At 39.8% G+C, this 15,885-nt stretch carries 19 protein-coding genes and 1 pseudogene; 13 read left to right on the top strand and 7 right to left on the bottom strand.

From position 1 onward, the window contains the following. Positions 1 to 106: 106 nt before the first annotated feature. Positions 107 to 1,732: an FAD-dependent oxidoreductase gene (locus tag B5F18_RS11805; RefSeq protein ID WP_204217116.1), complete on the top strand. Its 1,626-nt coding sequence runs from the start codon at positions 107 to 109 to the stop codon at positions 1,730 to 1,732. Positions 1,733 to 1,779: 47 nt separating this feature from the next. Here B5F18_RS11805 and B5F18_RS11800 read toward each other — a convergent pair whose 3' ends face one another. Beyond that, positions 1,780 to 2,328, bottom strand: coding sequence for a hypothetical protein (locus tag B5F18_RS11800; protein WP_087157852.1), 549 nt, complete (start codon positions 2,326 to 2,328; stop codon positions 1,780 to 1,782). Beyond that, positions 2,297 to 2,812 carry a sigma-70 family RNA polymerase sigma factor gene (locus B5F18_RS11795; RefSeq protein ID WP_330394176.1) on the bottom strand — a complete coding sequence of 172 codons (516 nt, stop codon included), beginning with the start codon at positions 2,810 to 2,812 and terminating at the stop codon, positions 2,297 to 2,299. The genes B5F18_RS11800 and B5F18_RS11795 overlap by 32 nt, the downstream gene beginning before the upstream one ends. A gap of 200 nt (positions 2,813 to 3,012) precedes the next feature. Here B5F18_RS11795 and B5F18_RS11790 point away from each other — a divergent pair, with 200 nt between their 5' ends. Then, on the top strand, positions 3,013 to 3,489 hold the full coding sequence (locus B5F18_RS11790) for a C-GCAxxG-C-C family protein (RefSeq protein WP_087157851.1): 477 nt from the start codon (positions 3,013 to 3,015) through the stop codon (positions 3,487 to 3,489). A gap of 8 nt (positions 3,490 to 3,497) precedes the next feature. After that, the gene (locus B5F18_RS11785) at positions 3,498 to 4,415 is read left to right on the top strand and encodes a TDT family transporter (RefSeq protein ID WP_087157850.1); all 918 of its coding nucleotides are present in this window, start codon (positions 3,498 to 3,500) and stop codon (positions 4,413 to 4,415) included. Between the two features lie 68 nt (positions 4,416 to 4,483). Here B5F18_RS11785 and pepT read toward each other — a convergent pair whose 3' ends face one another. Next, positions 4,484 to 5,698: a peptidase T gene (pepT, locus tag B5F18_RS11780; RefSeq protein WP_087157849.1), complete on the bottom strand. Its 1,215-nt coding sequence runs from the start codon at positions 5,696 to 5,698 to the stop codon at positions 4,484 to 4,486. 421 nt (positions 5,699 to 6,119) lie between these two features. On the opposite strand from pepT, the gene B5F18_RS11775 reads away from it, so the two are divergent. The 4 genes and pseudogenes from B5F18_RS11775 (at position 6,120) to B5F18_RS11760 (ending at position 8,435) form a co-directional block, all read left to right on the top strand. Next, the gene (locus tag B5F18_RS11775; protein ID WP_087157848.1) at positions 6,120 to 6,830 is read left to right on the top strand and encodes a pentapeptide repeat-containing protein; all 711 of its coding nucleotides are present in this window, start codon (positions 6,120 to 6,122) and stop codon (positions 6,828 to 6,830) included. A 70-nt stretch (positions 6,831 to 6,900) separates the two neighbouring features. Further along, positions 6,901 to 7,666 (top strand): annotated as a pseudogene (locus B5F18_RS11770) (conjugal transfer protein). 131 nt (positions 7,667 to 7,797) lie between these two features. Further along, positions 7,798 to 8,019 (top strand): helix-turn-helix transcriptional regulator, encoded by a 222-nt coding sequence (locus B5F18_RS11765; protein ID WP_087157853.1) that lies wholly within the window; start codon positions 7,798 to 7,800, stop codon positions 8,017 to 8,019. Then, positions 8,016 to 8,435: a hypothetical protein gene (locus tag B5F18_RS11760; protein ID WP_087157847.1), complete on the top strand. Its 420-nt coding sequence runs from the start codon at positions 8,016 to 8,018 to the stop codon at positions 8,433 to 8,435. Before B5F18_RS11765 ends, B5F18_RS11760 begins: the two co-directional genes overlap by 4 nt. A gap of 289 nt (positions 8,436 to 8,724) precedes the next feature. On the opposite strand, the gene B5F18_RS11750 is transcribed toward B5F18_RS11760, so the two are convergent. Next, positions 8,725 to 9,345, bottom strand: coding sequence for a GNAT family N-acetyltransferase (locus tag B5F18_RS11750; RefSeq protein ID WP_087157845.1), 621 nt, complete (start codon positions 9,343 to 9,345; stop codon positions 8,725 to 8,727). Positions 9,346 to 9,436: 91 nt separating this feature from the next. Here B5F18_RS11750 and B5F18_RS11745 point away from each other — a divergent pair, with 91 nt between their 5' ends. From B5F18_RS11745 to B5F18_RS12790, 6 genes are all read left to right on the top strand, one after another. Beyond that, positions 9,437 to 10,243: a MerR family transcriptional regulator gene (locus B5F18_RS11745; protein WP_087157844.1), complete on the top strand. Its 807-nt coding sequence runs from the start codon at positions 9,437 to 9,439 to the stop codon at positions 10,241 to 10,243. A 67-nt stretch (positions 10,244 to 10,310) separates the two neighbouring features. Further along, positions 10,311 to 10,709 (top strand): hypothetical protein, encoded by a 399-nt coding sequence (locus B5F18_RS11740; RefSeq protein ID WP_087157843.1) that lies wholly within the window; start codon positions 10,311 to 10,313, stop codon positions 10,707 to 10,709. A gap of 131 nt (positions 10,710 to 10,840) precedes the next feature. Next, positions 10,841 to 11,167 carry a winged helix-turn-helix domain-containing protein gene (locus B5F18_RS11735; protein WP_242955865.1) on the top strand — a complete coding sequence of 109 codons (327 nt, stop codon included), beginning with the start codon at positions 10,841 to 10,843 and terminating at the stop codon, positions 11,165 to 11,167. A gap of 277 nt (positions 11,168 to 11,444) precedes the next feature. Next, positions 11,445 to 12,086, top strand: coding sequence for a TetR/AcrR family transcriptional regulator (locus tag B5F18_RS11730; protein WP_087157841.1), 642 nt, complete (start codon positions 11,445 to 11,447; stop codon positions 12,084 to 12,086). 106 nt (positions 12,087 to 12,192) lie between these two features. Beyond that, positions 12,193 to 13,431: an MFS transporter gene (locus B5F18_RS11725; protein WP_087157840.1), complete on the top strand. Its 1,239-nt coding sequence runs from the start codon at positions 12,193 to 12,195 to the stop codon at positions 13,429 to 13,431. A gap of 16 nt (positions 13,432 to 13,447) precedes the next feature. Further along, the gene (locus B5F18_RS12790) at positions 13,448 to 13,672 is read left to right on the top strand and encodes a hypothetical protein (RefSeq protein WP_087157839.1); all 225 of its coding nucleotides are present in this window, start codon (positions 13,448 to 13,450) and stop codon (positions 13,670 to 13,672) included. Positions 13,673 to 13,741: 69 nt separating this feature from the next. Here the strand turns inward: B5F18_RS12790 and B5F18_RS11715 are convergent, their stop codons facing one another. The 3 genes from B5F18_RS11715 to B5F18_RS13010 all read right to left on the bottom strand — a co-directional run bounded on the left by B5F18_RS11715 (position 13,742) and on the right by B5F18_RS13010 (position 15,693). Next, positions 13,742 to 14,104, bottom strand: coding sequence for a helix-turn-helix transcriptional regulator (locus tag B5F18_RS11715; protein ID WP_087157838.1), 363 nt, complete (start codon positions 14,102 to 14,104; stop codon positions 13,742 to 13,744). 293 nt (positions 14,105 to 14,397) lie between these two features. After that, entirely contained in the window at positions 14,398 to 14,556 is a 159-nt protein-coding gene (locus tag B5F18_RS12785) for a hypothetical protein (protein ID WP_242955864.1), read from the bottom strand. A 15-nt stretch (positions 14,557 to 14,571) separates the two neighbouring features. Beyond that, positions 14,572 to 15,693, bottom strand: coding sequence for a helix-turn-helix domain-containing protein (locus B5F18_RS13010; protein WP_334293340.1), 1,122 nt, complete (start codon positions 15,691 to 15,693; stop codon positions 14,572 to 14,574). Positions 15,694 to 15,885 lie beyond the last annotated feature (192 nt).

Raw genomic sequence — 15,885 nt, 5'->3', positions numbered from 1 at the left:
GAAGAAGCCTCTTCTGAAAGGATGTTTAGAATTATCCTTCTGTCTAATCAAAAAAGAATAAGTCTGTAAGCTGTTTTATGCTTACAAACTTATTATACGAGGAGGAATGGATGTGAAAGAAATATACGATGCGGTTGTGATAGGGGCGGGACCAGCAGGGCTTGCAGCAGCCATTTATCTTGCAAGAGCCCGGTACCGGGTGCTGGTCGTGGAAAAAGAAAAAATAGGAGGCCAGATCACCATAACCTCGGAGGTAGTCAATTATCCGGGAGTTATTTGGACAGACGGGGAGCGTCTGACTGCGGATATGCGCAGGCAGGCTGAGAACTTTGGAGCAGAATTTTTGATGGCAAAGGCAGAACGGTTAAGTCTAAAGGGAGAGGAAAAGATTATTTACACAGACAAAGGTAAGATTGGGGCATTCGGTGTGATTCTCGCCACAGGAGCATCTCCAAGAAAAGCAGGATTCAAAGGGGAAGAAGAATTCAAGGGAAGAGGGGTTGCCTACTGCGCTACCTGTGACGGCGAGTTCTTTACCGGAAAGCATGTATTTGTCATAGGCGGAGGCTTTGCGGCAGCCGAAGAGGCAATGTTTCTCACCAAATATGCAAAGAAAGTGACGATCCTGGTGAGAGGGGATGCCTTTGGCTGTGCGGAATCTGTAGTGCAGGAAGTGATGGAAAATCCGGACATTGAAGTGAAGTTCAACACTGAGATCAAAGAGGTGAAAGGCGAAGGGTATTTGACGCATGCCCTGCTCTGTGAGAATAAAACAAAAGAGATGTACAGGTATGAAGACGAAAATGGTTTTGGGGTCTTTGTATTCACAGGGTATGCCCCTGCCAATGAACTTTTTAAAGATCAGCTTGAGCTGGATGAGAGAGGATATCTTGTAACTGACCGTTCCCAGAGGACTTCGCTGGAAGGTGTGTACGGAGCAGGGGATATCTGTATCAAAGAATTGAGACAGGTAGTGACTGCTGTTGCAGACGGCGCAGTGGCAGCTACTTCCATGGAAAAGTATGTGTATGCCAAACATCGAAAATACGGGATCAAGAGGAAGAAACTAAAAAAATCAGAAGTAAAGGAAACCCGGAAGGATATCAAAGGGAGAGGGCAGGAGGAAGGATTTATTACAAAGGAAATGAAGGAGACATTACAGCCTGTCTTTGAAAAATTTGAAAAGGATATACGAATAAAACTGTACATGGATGATTCTGTTCTTGCAGGTGAAATAAGGGGATTTGCAAAAGAGTTTGAGCATCTCTGTGAAAAAGTCCACTTTGAAGAGCAAAAAGGAGGGGAGGGATACTGTTTTCCAGCTATGGTCCTTTGCGATGCAGACGGAAGGGATCTGAACGTGCAGTTCCATGCCGTGCCGGGAGGACATGAATTTAATTCCTTTATCATTGCTCTTTACAACGCAGCAGGCCCGGGACAGATGCTTGATGAAGAGATAAAGAGAGAAATACAAAAGATACAGAAAAAGGTTTCAATGAAGATCATGGTATCCCTCTCCTGCACGATGTGCCCGGAACTTGTGATGGCTGCGCAGAGAATCGCCCTGCTCAACGAAAACATTACAGCGGAGATGTACGATTTGGCTCATTTTCCAGACTTAAAAGAAAAATATCAAATCATGAGTGTGCCGTGTATGATCGTAAATGATGAAAAAGTATATTTTGGGAAGAAAGGGATTTTAGAGCTGGTTTCTATTTTAAAGGAGATATAAAAAGACACGGTCAACATCACAAAAGGGATGCTGGCCGTGTCTTTGTACTAATTCAATTCGTTTATGATAAGTTCTGTTGACAAAATAGGATTTTCACTGTCTCCGGTCACGGTAAGTTTCATATCCAGTCCGTTATATGTGTATTCTTCTGTGTAGATGCCTTTTTCGTTCAGCTCGTCAGTAATGTCTTTTTCCACTTCGCCGATTTTCAAGTGGAGTCTTCCTGAGTCTTCCATGGAAATAAGAGTGACATAGTATTCGCCATTGTCGCCGTATCCATCTACCACATGAATGTTTGTGCCGTCTTCTGTGTGATATACTTTTTCCTTAGGTGTTGAGTTTTTGGTATCCAGCACCAGTTCGTCCAAGAAATAAGCAACTCCTTTTAAAATCTCCCCGTTTGTCGCAGCCACGGATACAATGGATACGGAGAAGAGAAGAATGAGAACACTGGCAAATGCAACGAATGTCCTGCTCTTAAAATGAGAGCGTTTTTTTGGTTTGATCATACAAATAGCCTCCTTTGTAAACGCTGTGGAAGGTGTGAGCATGTCGCAGGCTTTTTTATATTGTTCTTTTGGAAAATGATCCGGCATTTTCTTCAACCTCCTTTAGCAATTGTTTTAATTTCCCTCTTGCACGTGCAAGCTGTGTCTGTATGGTAGATGGACGTTTCCCCATAAGAGAGGAGATTTCCTTTACACTGTATTCTTCATAATAGTAGAGATAGATAGGAATACGGTATTTTCGGGGAAGAGAAAAGACAAGCTGTAAAAGCATGGTCTGCTCCTCCGGATTTTCAAATCCTGTGACAGCGATGTCGGGGAATTCGTTTGGGAAATCCATTTTCTTTTTCCAGGGCGATACAAATAATTTTCTGCATTCATTGATGGTGACGCGTATCAGCCAGTTCTTTAAATGTTCCATGGACTCAAAATCAGGAGATGTGCGGTACAGATTTAAAAATACCGTTTGCACCACGTCCTCTGCATCATGACAGTTTTTGCAGTCATGCAGCGCCAGCCGGTATAACATATCCTGATAAGTCATTACGATGTTTACATACATTTCTTCATCCAAAAGCCACACCTCGCAAGCATAGTAAATTTTTTCTGAAAAGCTTTTCACTTATAATACCGTTTTGGGAGAAGAAAAATCTCATTTTTTTTAAAATAATCATAAATTTTTCCTATGATACTATTTGTATTTTCAATTTTTGGATTGGAGCAGTTTTCGATAAAATAGAAAATGGAAAATACAATTAGGAGGAAACGATCATTATGGAATGTAAGAGAGAAATCAGCGTAAGCAAAGTAAGAAAAGATGCGGAAGAGTTGTTCAGGGGAGGTTTTTTCTGTTCTGAAGCAGTGGTGAGTGCGATCCGCAGCAATTTTGAACTGGATATCCCTGAAGAAGTGATCAGCATGGCATCCGGTTTCCCGGTGGGGATTGGGCGTTCCAAATGTCTGTGCGGGGCAGTGTCCGGAGGAGTGATGGCAATCGGCCTGTTTTTTGGACGTACAGTACAAAAGGATCCAAAAGTAGAGAAGACACTGGAGCTTTCCAAAGAGCTGCACGACTGGTTTAAAGTGGCAAATGGAAAAAATGCACTGTGTTGCCGGATTCTCACAAAAGAATTTGACATGGGACAAGGAGAGCACAAAGAACAGTGCATCCGCTTTACCGGACTTGTGGCAGGAAAAGTGGCAGAGATGATAGTCAGAGAATTAGGCTTAAAAAATACAGATGAGGAGTAGGAGAAACAATGCTTAAGAAAATACCGGTACCTATCGCAGGGGTTATGCTTGGAACCGCAGCGCTTGGAAATCTCCTTCAAAGTTACTCGGAAGGAGTGAGAGTGTTTTGCGGTTTGCTCTCAGCAGTGTTTGGACTTTTGTTTATTTTGAAAGTGGTCTGTTATCCGAAACAGGTTGCAGAAGATATGAAAAATCCTATTATGGCCAGTATCAGTGCGACATTCCCGATGGGATGTATGCTGCTCGCCGGGTACTTAAAACCGGTGATCGGAAAGCCGGCGGATATGATCTGGTATGTGGCGATCGGACTGCACGTGCTGCTGATCTTGTATTTTACATGGAAATTTTTGCTGCATTTACGGATGGAGCAGGTGTTCGCAAGTTACTTTATCGTGTATGTGGGGATTGTGGTGGCAAGTGTAAGTGCTCCTGTATTTGGAAGACAGGATATCGGCATGGCGGCGTTCTGGTTTGGATTTGTCTCTGTTTTAATCTTGCTTGTGCTGGTAAGTGTACGCTACATATCAAAAAAGAACATACCGGAACCGGCGAAACCGTTGTTCTGTATTTATACGGCGCCGGTGAGTCTCTGCCTTGCAGGCTATGTACAGTCTGCGCAGGAGAAATCAGCGGCAATGGTGATCTTCCTGGCTGTTCTGGGAGCAGTGCTCTATGTGCTTGTGCTCATAAAACTGCCGTCTTTTTTGCGGCTGAAGTTTTATCCAAGTTATGCGGCATTTACGTTTCCTTTTGTCATCACAGCAATCGGTCTTAAGATGGCAGCAGGGTGTCTTGCAGGTATGGGGTATCATTTTTCCTGGCTGTCCTGGATCGTGACCGTCGAGACAGTGATCGCAGTGCTGCTTGTGGTTTATACAATCGTATGCTATGCAAAATTTATTGTAGGCACAGGAAATAAAAGATAAGAAATGCACCGCAGTGTGCGGATATATGGTCCGCGCATGCGGTGCATTTCTGTTGTGAAATGAATGGTCTATGCGTAAAGTTTTACCAGCTCAATGAGAATATTTGTGGCGATATCCATACCTTCCACAGTTGTATGTTCATAAGGACCGTGGTATCCGTGACCACCGGTTCCAAGGTTCGGACAAGGGAGACCCCGGAAGGAAAGCTGGCAGCCGTCTGTACCGCCACGGATTGGAAGTACCAAAGGAGCAACTCCTGCATTTTCGCATGCTTTTTTTGCATTATCAATCAGGTGCATGCATGTGTTTACGATTTCTGCCATGTTGCGGTACTGTTCTGAGATGGTCAGTTTTACGGTTCCCTCTCCCCATTTTTCATTCATGTCTTTTTCGATCAGTTGGAGTGTACGTTTGCGCGCCTCAAAAAAGTTTGCGTCATGGTCTCGTACAATGTAATGGAGTTCCGCGTGGGAAACATCGCCGGTCATATTTGTCAGGTGGTAAAATCCTTCGTAATTTTCGGTTCCCCTTGGTGTTTCACATCCAGGCAGCATGGAGTTGATCTCCATGGCAACAAGGCTTGCGTTGATCATCGTATCTTTGGAGGAACCTGGGTGAACGGAAAAGCCTGTGATCTCAAAGTCTGCTTTGCAGGCATTGAAGTTTTCAAACTGGATCTCAGCCTCACCATCGCCATCCAGAGTGTAAGCAAAGTCTGCACCAAAGTGTTCCACATCAAAACTGTGGGATCCGGTTCCGATTTCCTCGTCCGGTGTAAAGGCAACACTAATCTGACCGTGCGGAATCTTTTCATCGCGCAGGCGTTCGATCATAGTCATGATTTCCGCGATACCAGCCTTGTCGTCAACGCCGAGAATGGTGTTTCCATCGGAAGTGATCAAGGTACGTCCTTTCAGCGCTGGAAGGTGTGGGAAGTCTTTGACTGTGAGTACGCGTCCGCTGTCCCCAAGAGGAAGATCTTCCCCATTATAATTTTCTGTGATCACCGGGCGGATTTCCTGGTCCACAAAATCGGAAACAGTGTCCATGTGTGCGATGAATCCAAGTTTTGTGGCGTTTTCATGTCCCGGAGTAGCCGGAATGATACCGTATACAAAACATTTGTCGTCTACATGGGCATTTTCCACGCCAAGTGATTTCAATTCTTCTGCAAGCATGTCCGCAAGTGTAAACTGGCACTTGCTGGAAGGGACAGTTTCACCTTTTTCATCGCTTGGAGTTTTTACAACGACATATTTTAATAGTCTTTCATATGATTTCATATCCTGTGTCTCCTTTTTTCTTATGATATATCAATTATAACAATGTATGAAAAGGTTCACAAGGGAAATCTTCCTAAAAAGAAGGAAACAAAAACATGGAATTGTAAAAAATATATAAAAAATTGTTTCATTATGTTAAAATTGCAAATTTATGAAAGTTATGAAAAAATTATATAATTAAACAAACAACCCATCTGCGACCTGTGAAAAGGACAGTCATGGCGATCAGGTAAAAAAAGGTGACAAACTCCTTGCATTTGATATAAAATATATAAAAGAACATGAGAAATCCGATAAATGCATCATTGAGAACCTCGGTTTAAAAAGAAGATATCAGTTTTCTTGCCATTCATATACAGAGGGCATTGCATCAGGATGTGTTTAAGCGTTAAACAGCACGTGAAAAAAGGAGGGGAAGGATATGCTGCGTAACATTTCAAAGGAAGAGCTGGGACGTATATTGGAAAACAGGACTGTGGCGGAGCAGCTGGATCTGCATGAAATCCTGCTGAAAGATATGGATTTGTCAGGATGGGATCTGCACAATATCAATTTTAATAAAAGTGATTTCCGAAATGTGAATTTTGACCATGCAGACATGTCCTACATTAAGGCAGAAAACAGCTTTTTTGGCGGATCCAGCCTTTGTGGGACGAATCTCCACGGTGCGGCGCTCAGGACAGCAGATTTGCGCGGATGTGATTTAGCCGGGGCAGATCTCGGCGGCGCAGACTTGTATAGTGCTGCACTGGAAGGTGCAAATCTGGATGGCATCAAAACGGATGACAAGACAAAATATTTCCGCCTTTATTGTCCTAAGACAGGTCCTTTTATTGCGTGGAAAGTCTGTTTCAACAGAAGGATCGTACAGCTTCTTGTGCCGGCCGACGCGGCAAGGGTTTCGGGGACGAGAAATGAAATCCGCTGCGACAAGGCAAAGGTCCTCTCCATCCGCAGTGTGGATTACAGGGAAAGCTACGAGGAGGCCCGCTCTTACGTGGATGAAGATTTTGTATACAGAAAAGGCGAGATGGTGTACGCCGGGAATTTCAATCCGGACAGATTTATTGATTCCGGAGGAGGGATCCATGTGTGGATGACAAGGGAAGAGGCCATTGCGTACATGGCATAGAATCGCTGCTGAAAGCTTGTGATCCGAAATCAATTTAAGGATTTTATGATTTTGTCTTAACTCATCAGAAATGAAAATTCGCACTATGAAAGTGGGGACGCATAAGAAGTCCGTCATTGCCCTCTGGGTGGTGCTTATCGCAAGCGTGAGCTTTGTTGTGTATAAGAATTTTACGGTTATCGACCAGCATACCACGCATGAGGTAGAAACCATACAGCTCCGCTTGAATGACACTAACGGCATAGAAAATTTCGCCAAGAACTTTGCGAAGTCCTATCATACATGGAGCAACAGCAAGGAAGCTATCGAAACAAGGACACAGGCTAGGCTGTCAGTGCCTATCTGACACAGGAATTGCAGGATTTGAATGTTGATACTGTGAGAGCGGATATAACCGAACCAGCTCCACGGTCACGGACGTACTTATCTGGGACGTGGAACAGTCTGGGGAGAACGCTTTTTCTGTCACCTACGAAATAGATCAACAGATAAAAGAGGGCGACCAGACAAGGGACGTATCAGAAACCTATACCGTGACCGTTCATGTGGACGCTGACACAGTAAATAACGCTACGGCGTTTCTGGAAACATTCTTCAAGCTGTACCCTACCGCAACGGACAAGGAGCTTGCCTACTATGTAGAGGAAAATGCCCTTGAACCGATAAACGGGGACTATCTCTTTTCCGAGCTTGCCAATCCTGTATTCACGGCTGACGGCGACAATGTGAAAGTGAGCGTTGCGGTAAAATTTATCGACAACCAGACAAAAGCGACACAAGTATCACAGTATGAGCTAACGTTTCATAAGGATAGCAACTGGAAGATTATAGGATAAAGCGAAAAAGGTTTGTATTCTACATCAGCGTATCTTACAAACCTTTTACTCTCTTGACAAATTTATGTATTCATTGTAATATGAAACTAACTTCACATGAAATAAACTTCATGTTAGAAAGGGCATGGGACATGAAAACAAGAGTAAGAGAATTACGTAATGCAATGGGTATTACGCAACAGCAATTAGCTGATTTAGTTCACGTTTCAAGCAGAACTATTATATCTATCGAAAAAGGACAATACAGCCCGTCACTAATGCTTGCTTACCGTATGGCACAGGTCTTTCATACAACGGTTGAAGATTTGTGCTGTCTAAAGGAGAACTTAGAACATATGGAGGAATTACAATGAAGATATACCATAAAAGAAATTTTTTTATAGGAATTGCAGAATTTTTATTATCTATCATAGTATTTGTAACTATGTTTATAACAAAGACCATAGATATAAAATCTATGATTTTAAACGTGATAGTCTTTTCTTTGGGAATTGTCAATATTTCAAGAAGTCTTTCAAAATCAGATACAGCAGAGGACATTGTAGAGGAAAATGACGAAAGAAATAAACTTATCAGCTTACGCATTAACAATATGCGATATAAAATTTTGATTCCCGTTATATACATTTCGGTTGTTATAGGTATGCTGGCGTATGCGGTAACGAAAAATATAAATATAGTTATCGCAATACTCCCTCTGCTCGTACTCTTGTGTATCTGGTTTATTTCTTCTTTTATCTTGGCTTTTTATTATGAGAAGAAGTGCTAAGCAAAATAAAGCGTGTATTTCTCAAAGGGATCTACACGCTTTATTTATGAAAATAGTGATTTATTGTAAAAGCTCTATAATTTTGGCTACAATCAATACCAAAATAATTGTTATGATGATTGATAAAATAAACTTACTTATGTCCCGTTTTAAAAATTGAGAGATTTTAAATTCCTTATTGGAAATAAAGTCAAAAATCATATAAATGCCAACCAACACCATTATGCTCAACAGCGAAAACAGAATATTCATTCGTCCACCCTCTTTCTTGTAATATGCTTATTAGAGCCTAATGCTGATAATCATAAATAAAGAAATTCATCTTAGCTGACTGTCCGTTGATGTTGAAGATATGTTCTTTTTCGCAACGGCGTATCATGCCTTGATATTCATAAAATCCATAGTTACAGCTCGTGTCCGTAAACAGGTAAAATCCCTTTAGGTTTCGACGTTTCATATAATCAAGGGCTGACTGGAAAAGTTGTTTACCTATCCCTTTTCCCTGACAGGAAGAACTTACGGCGAATAGAGCTAATTCCGCTGGATATGTTTTTTGACAGTCACTTAATAACTGCCTGTCTATTCCGTTGACATTTTTGAAGATTTGAGAAACTTTTCTTCCCTCACTGGAAAGATACAGCTTTAGAATAGATTTAATCTGCCTGTAACGATTATAGAGGGTACATCTGTGGGCTTTGATGTCCTTTACTAAAATAATTCCGACTACTTCATCATTGAGTATGGCTACTTGCGAATAGGTATAATTCGTCAGACAACTGCTCAAAAAGACTTCTGCCAGCTTGGAAGATGTTTTGGGACTGCTAAATTCATCATAGTGCCATGTTTCTCTGATAATCTCTTTTAAAGGCTGAAAATCCTGTTTCTGGTATTCTCTGAATTGTATCTGCATTGCAATATCTCCTTGTACTTGTATTTTACATCTAGTATAATAATCTTTACAGTAACTGTAATGTCAATACTAAGAAAGGAGATTTTGAGAAATGACACATAACAATATAAAATTGACGACAGCCCAGTTTGCAAAACTGCATAAAGTCAACAAACGGACATTACATTATTACGATAATATTGGATTGTTTTCTCCCTCTGCAAAAGGTGATAACGGCTACCGTTACTATGATGTATCGCAGAGTATAACATTTGAGTATATCCGTATGCTGAAAGAAATGAACATGAGTATAGAGGAAATCACAGATTATTGTAAAAATCCTACGGCAGAAAGATTTTTGAAAATTGCAGATATGAAAGAAACAGAATTGGATTTGGCAATACAAAAGCTGAAACGCACTAAGAAAATATTAATGTCAAAAAAAGACCAGATACGCCTTTGCGAAAATTTACAGGAGCAGGAAATAAGGATTGAAGAATACAAGGCAGAGAAAATATCCGTATTGCCCTATGATTTTCTTGATGATGATATATCAAAAGTTTTCGCCTATCTCAATGATAAATGGAGCATAGAACAAATACGCATGGGAGTGGGAAGTTTTATTTCACTTGATAAAGTGATCAATAAAACTTTTGAACGGTACGACGGAATTTATACCTACACATTAGGTAAAACCTCTGTATCTGATACGCTCGTCAGACCAAAAGGAAAATATCTTTGTGGCTATCAGAAAGGTACTTGGGATAAAGCACCTGCCATGTATGAGAAAATGATAGCGTATGCACGTCAAAACAATCTTTTGCTGACTGGATATGCCTATGAAATCGGGTTGAATGAGTTTGCTATTTCCAGTCCGGAAGAATACGTCACAAAGTTTATAATTAAGATTAAGGAATAGTATTGACTTTACACTTACTGCATAGTTTACTATGATAAAAAGAATATTATTTTAAGGGGTGTCGAAAGTGAAATTGCTATTTCTCATGCTGATTACCGTAATAAAAATAGTCTTAGATAAAGGATTGATGTTAGGGCTTATTCTATTGTCGGTTTGGCTGAAAGGAAAATCAATAAAAAATTCTGCTCTTGAATGGGACAAATATTTTTTGTCCATGAAAGAAAAATTTTTAAACAGATATTTTATCGTGCTTTACTCTATTTCCACCGTTTTATCTTCATGTATTGCCTATGTGCTTTTCAATGTATTTGGATTTCAAAATCCTCTGCTCAAAACAATCCTGCTTGCCATAGTGTGCATTATACTTTCTATAAAGAGATATAAAGCGAAGGGAAAGCAGGCAATAAAGGACGGGTTAAATAAGGCGCAAAAATCTATACTAGAAGAAGAAACGGAAAATGTTTAGGAGATAGATAAAATAATTATTTAAAAGAATGCAGGTGATACTATGGGAAAATATTAGTTGTAGAATTTTCTAATGAGGAAGAAATTATATTTCATAGGACTGTTAAAATGCTATCTAAAGAGTTAGGTATATTGCCTATTTTGATTAAAAAGCAATCCTGCAATTTAACCATAAATCCATATACACGTATTGTTACTGACACAAAAGACAGAACGATACTTTTGACTGCTAAAGAGTTTGACCTATTATATTTCCTCTCCAGCCATAAAGGGCAGGTATTCACTAAGGAACAGATTTACGAAAAGGTATGGGGATATGACAATGCGCCAGACGCAATCAATCTTTCCTCGTTCATCAGAAAGCTAAGACTGAAAATTGAACCACACTCAGACAATCCACGATACATCATTACTGTCTGGGGTGTGGGGTATAAATTTAACGGAGAAGAAAAACCGTAGCTGTATTTCACAATTCACTGTGATCTGCACGCTACGGTTTTTGAAATGTTTATAAAAGTCAAGCTGACAGTGAAATTCATTAATAAGCAGACAAAGGCAACACAGGTATACAATATGAGTTGATGCTTCATATGGATAACAATTGGAAGATAATAGGATAAAATGAGAAAGACTTACAACATACAAACTATGCTCTGCAAGTCTTATTTCTATTGACAACGGTAAAATCATCATATATACTATATACAGACCGACGGTTTGTATATGGAGGTGAGTTATGGCACGAAACAAATATCCAGAAGAAACAGTAAAACTAATCTTAGATGTATCAACTATACTGTTTTCTGAAAAGGGGTATGACGATACTTCATTGCAAGATATTATCAATGAAACAAAACTTTCTAAAGGAGCAATTTATCATCATTTTAGTTCTAAAGAGGACATATTAAAAGCGATTTTTCATCGACTCGGAAATGAAAACGCAGAAATATTTGCAAAAATAAGAGATGATAGTCGTTTAAATGGAATTGAAAAATTAAGAAAGATATTTCAAACGGCTGTATTCCACTCTAATCAAAGTGTATTACTTACAGTATCTCCCTGCTTGCTGAATAATCCACGATTTTTGGCAATGCAGATTGAACAAATATATGAACTGATAGCTCCGCAATTTGTAGAACCGATTTTAGCAGAGGGTGTTAAGGACGGCTCTATAAATATTGAAAATCCGCATGAAATTGCGGAAACAATTATGATATTAACAAACGTATGGCTAAATCCTTTGGTTAAAATGACTGATACAGAGGGCATGAAAAAAAGGTGTGATACTTTTAATACTCTTTTAAAAGGATTGGGTATAGACGGTTTGCTTGACAATCAGACAATTTCTGCTTTTGTTCAACTTTGCAATAAGAAGTAATACATCATTTTTAATAGACTGCACACATATTTTGGAAGTGCAGTTTATTTCAACCCACATATAAACCGACGGTCGGTTTAATTAACTGTTTAAAGGAGGAAAACCTATGGAAGCAAAATCCAAACTTTTTAGACGTGATTTTACCCTCGTAGTAATTGGACAGATTATCTCTCTTTTTGGTAATGCAATTTTACGTTTTGCCCTGCCGTATTATCTTTTAAAAGAAACAGGTTCATCTACTCTTTTTGGACTTGTTACAGCCTGCTCATTTTTACCTATGGTAGTTTTATCAATGGTAGGTGGCATACTCGCTGATAGGATAAATAAAAGAAATATTATGGTTGGTCTGGATTTTAGTACGGCTATTATCATTACATTGTTCTATTTCTCATTTGGGAAATTGCCAATGGTTCCATTGTTTATTGTATTCCTAATGCTACTATATGGCATTTCTGGAGCATACCAGCCGTCAGTACAGGCAAGTGTCCCATTGCTTGTATCATCAGATAAATTGATTGTTGGAAATGCGGTTATCAATCAAGTAAATACTTTAGCAAATTTTGTTGGTCCAGCCATTGGTGGAATTGTTTTGCAATTTTATGGAATACTGCCTATCTTGATTGCTAGTATAGTATGTTTCACTTTTTCGGCAATTATGGAAATATTCATACATATACCACATCAAAAAAGTGCTCGTGAAACAGGAGCTTTTACAGTAGCAAAAAATGATTTAAAAGATAGTTTCAGATTTTTAAGGCACGAAAAACCTATATTTATATCTGTCATTATTTTGGTATGTATTTTTAATCTGGTATTAAGTGCCGTTTTGATTGTTGGCTTGCCAATTTTAATTTCAGAAGTATTGGGAATGTCTGATACGTTATATGGATTTTCACAAGCGTCACTTTCTTTAGGCGGATTATGTGGGGGCTTTTTGACGGCAATAGTGGCAGAAAAATTAAAACTAAAGAATTTATATGTTCTTTTATTGATTTGTTCTGCTTCTGTATTTTTAATGGGAATTTCACTTTTGCTAGAATTCCCAGAAATAATATCTTATTGGGTGATTACGCTAATGTGTTTTGTTGCTATGGGTGTGTCTACGTTATTTGTAGTACAAATATATACTGTGGTACAAATGCAAACACCACCAGAATTAGTTGGTAAAATCATGGCAACATTAGTTTCTGTCGCTATGTGTGGTCAGCCGATAGGACAGATGATTTACGGTATTCTATTTGACGTATTTTTTGGAAATGCTTGGATAGTAATGCTTATAGCTTCTATCGTTTCGATTTTAATTGCATGGTATTCAAGACAGGTATTTAAACAATTAGAATACTAATATGTGAGGTGAAAAAATTAGAATACTAAAAAAGCAGGATATAAGAAATGTACTAAAGGTTGGGGCAAAAGCTAGAGGCGTGTCGCTATCAGAGTTTAGAGGCGAGATACAGGAGAACATTGACAACGCTATGAATAGTCAAGACCCAGTCGTACAGAAACGTTTTAAAAAGTATTTTGGTAACAGAATACCTACACCGGAAGAATACATTTACACAATTACAAAGAGAACAAAGTATTAAGTGCTTATCCTGCTTCCTGCAAGGCAGATCAGCAGGATAGCTTATGAGAGGAAAAAGAAAACGACAAGCCTATTTGCTTCCCGTCCCCTCGTATTTCATGATACCGTCGATTGTTCCTTGAATGATTTTGAGTTCTTCATCTGTCAGTTCATCAAGCGATATGTCTATCTGTCTGCGAATTGTAGATTTTTTCGCTTTCTCCTGTGGATAGAAATATTCGTCAACAGAGATATGGAACATAATCATTAAATCATGAAATAACTGGAAACAGGGGCGTTTCCCTATATTCTCAATATCTGTGATATGACGTTCTCCGTAAAAGACCTTATCGCCTAAATCATTGCGGGAAAGCCCAGCTTTTTCTCTAGCTTCTCTGATTGCCAGTCCAAGCGGACGGAAATCAAAGCTGTGCGTGTCTTTCTTTTTCCTCATTTTAAATCACCTGTCATGAGTTTATACTTAGTTGAATGAAAAAGTAACTGCAACTAAGTAGAAATCATTGAAAAGTCAGCGGTTATTGAAAAAGTTATTGCATCCAGGCACTAAAATATCCTAGTAAGACTAGCTATCTTTTATCGCTTTTATTATACTTAAGGAACAGGAAACGTGATGGGATTCCCTTTTTCAGGCATCATGAAAAGACGGCTGGGTTACTTTTGCAGAAGTAACTGCTACCCGTCAAACAGCACTTTATGGAGCCTTCGCCCGAAGCTAATGTTGTTTATTTATTTTAGAAGTGACGGCTTTAGTACCACCTGATTAGCCGGTATACTGGTCAGACGGCAGAGTTCTATCAGTTTCTTATCCAACAGCAGATGAGCCAGTTCAAATGGGGTATGTCCATTTAAACTGGCTCTTGCTGTGCTGTTGATATGATTGGCCATCCGTGTGGCGTCCTCTTAGGGAAGGTTCGAAAAATGGCTGCCTTTTGGAAGGATATAACGGATGAATTCATGATTCTTTTCTAATCTTCCTTTTTGCCAGGAGGCCATAGGGTCACAGTAGTATACGTGTGTATCCTCTCCATTTTCATTTTCTCGTTCAAAGATCTTTGGATCTTTAAAGGCAGAGTCATTGTCTGTGAGGATCACAGGAAACAGCCGTCCATAGGACTTGGCTCCAAGTTTGTCATAAAGGAAATGGAAAACTTCTTTGATGGATTCCCTGCGGTCAGCAGGGAGCAGAAAGATCAGCATAAGCAGACAGTTCCGGAACAAAAGTGTCAGGAAAACCTTTCCGCCTTTCCCGCCAGCTCCTTCCACAACGTCCATTTCCACTACAGGAGAGTCCGGATGCTGTGTCATATAGAGTTCAAAATCAGCATAAGTACGTCCTTTCCTATAACCAGGGATTTCTCTGTCTCCATGGCGTTTTTTTCGAGGCTTATAACGTACTTTTCGCGGAAGGTCCAGGTTGATGACGGTAAAAAGGTTCTGGTCGATGTAGTTGTACAAAGTGCGCTGGGAACAGCCGATCTCCTCTTTGTGGGAAAGATAGATATGGGAAAGGGGCTGTCCCTGTTTTAAAAGAGGAGAAATGAGTTTATCAAGCTGTTCCAGGGATTCTGGAATCTGGTTGATGCTCCTGCGGGAGGAAGCTTTGATCTCAAGATAGGCATCATCTGCATATTTTGCCCGATAGAAAAAGAAATCATGGGAACAGGAGCGCAGCTTTTGGCATTTATTACAGACATAAGGCGGCTTTTTGAGTAGAGCGCATATTTTGGGGGCATAGTTTTTACAGAAAAGTGAACAGCGTTTGCTGCGGCATTTAGAGCAATAGGTCTCGCACTGTGGGCGTCCACAGAGACCTTTCACCGTACAGGAGCCAAAATGTTCACATTCAGAACGTTTTCTGGCTGTTTCTGAGGAATAATGGTGCACAACGGAACGATGCCTGCGCACTTCTCTTGAAATAGTAGTAGGGCATTTGCCAATTTCTGCGGCAATCTGGGAGAAACTTTTTCTTTCTTCCAGAAGGGTTTCGATACGGATACGGTCAGAGAGAGTCAAGTGTTTCATAAGAACCTCCAATCTGCTTCGGGTTTCGGTTCAGATAGAAGTATCATAAAGCATTGCAGGAGTAAATGCCACCCTTGTTTTTGCAGGACTTACTGCAGTAGCAAATGCAATAGGAGGCTTTTATATCCCTCAAAACTTGCATTTACTTTTTCAATTAAGGCTTCGAAAAAAATATTTAAAAAATTAGCACTC

The sequence above is a fragment of the Lachnoclostridium sp. An181 genome, from assembly GCF_002160325.1.
GTDB lineage: Bacteria > Bacillota > Clostridia > Lachnospirales > Lachnospiraceae > An181.
Note: the sequence above shows the minus strand (reverse complement) of the source record. Positions and strands in the feature narration are given on the sequence as shown.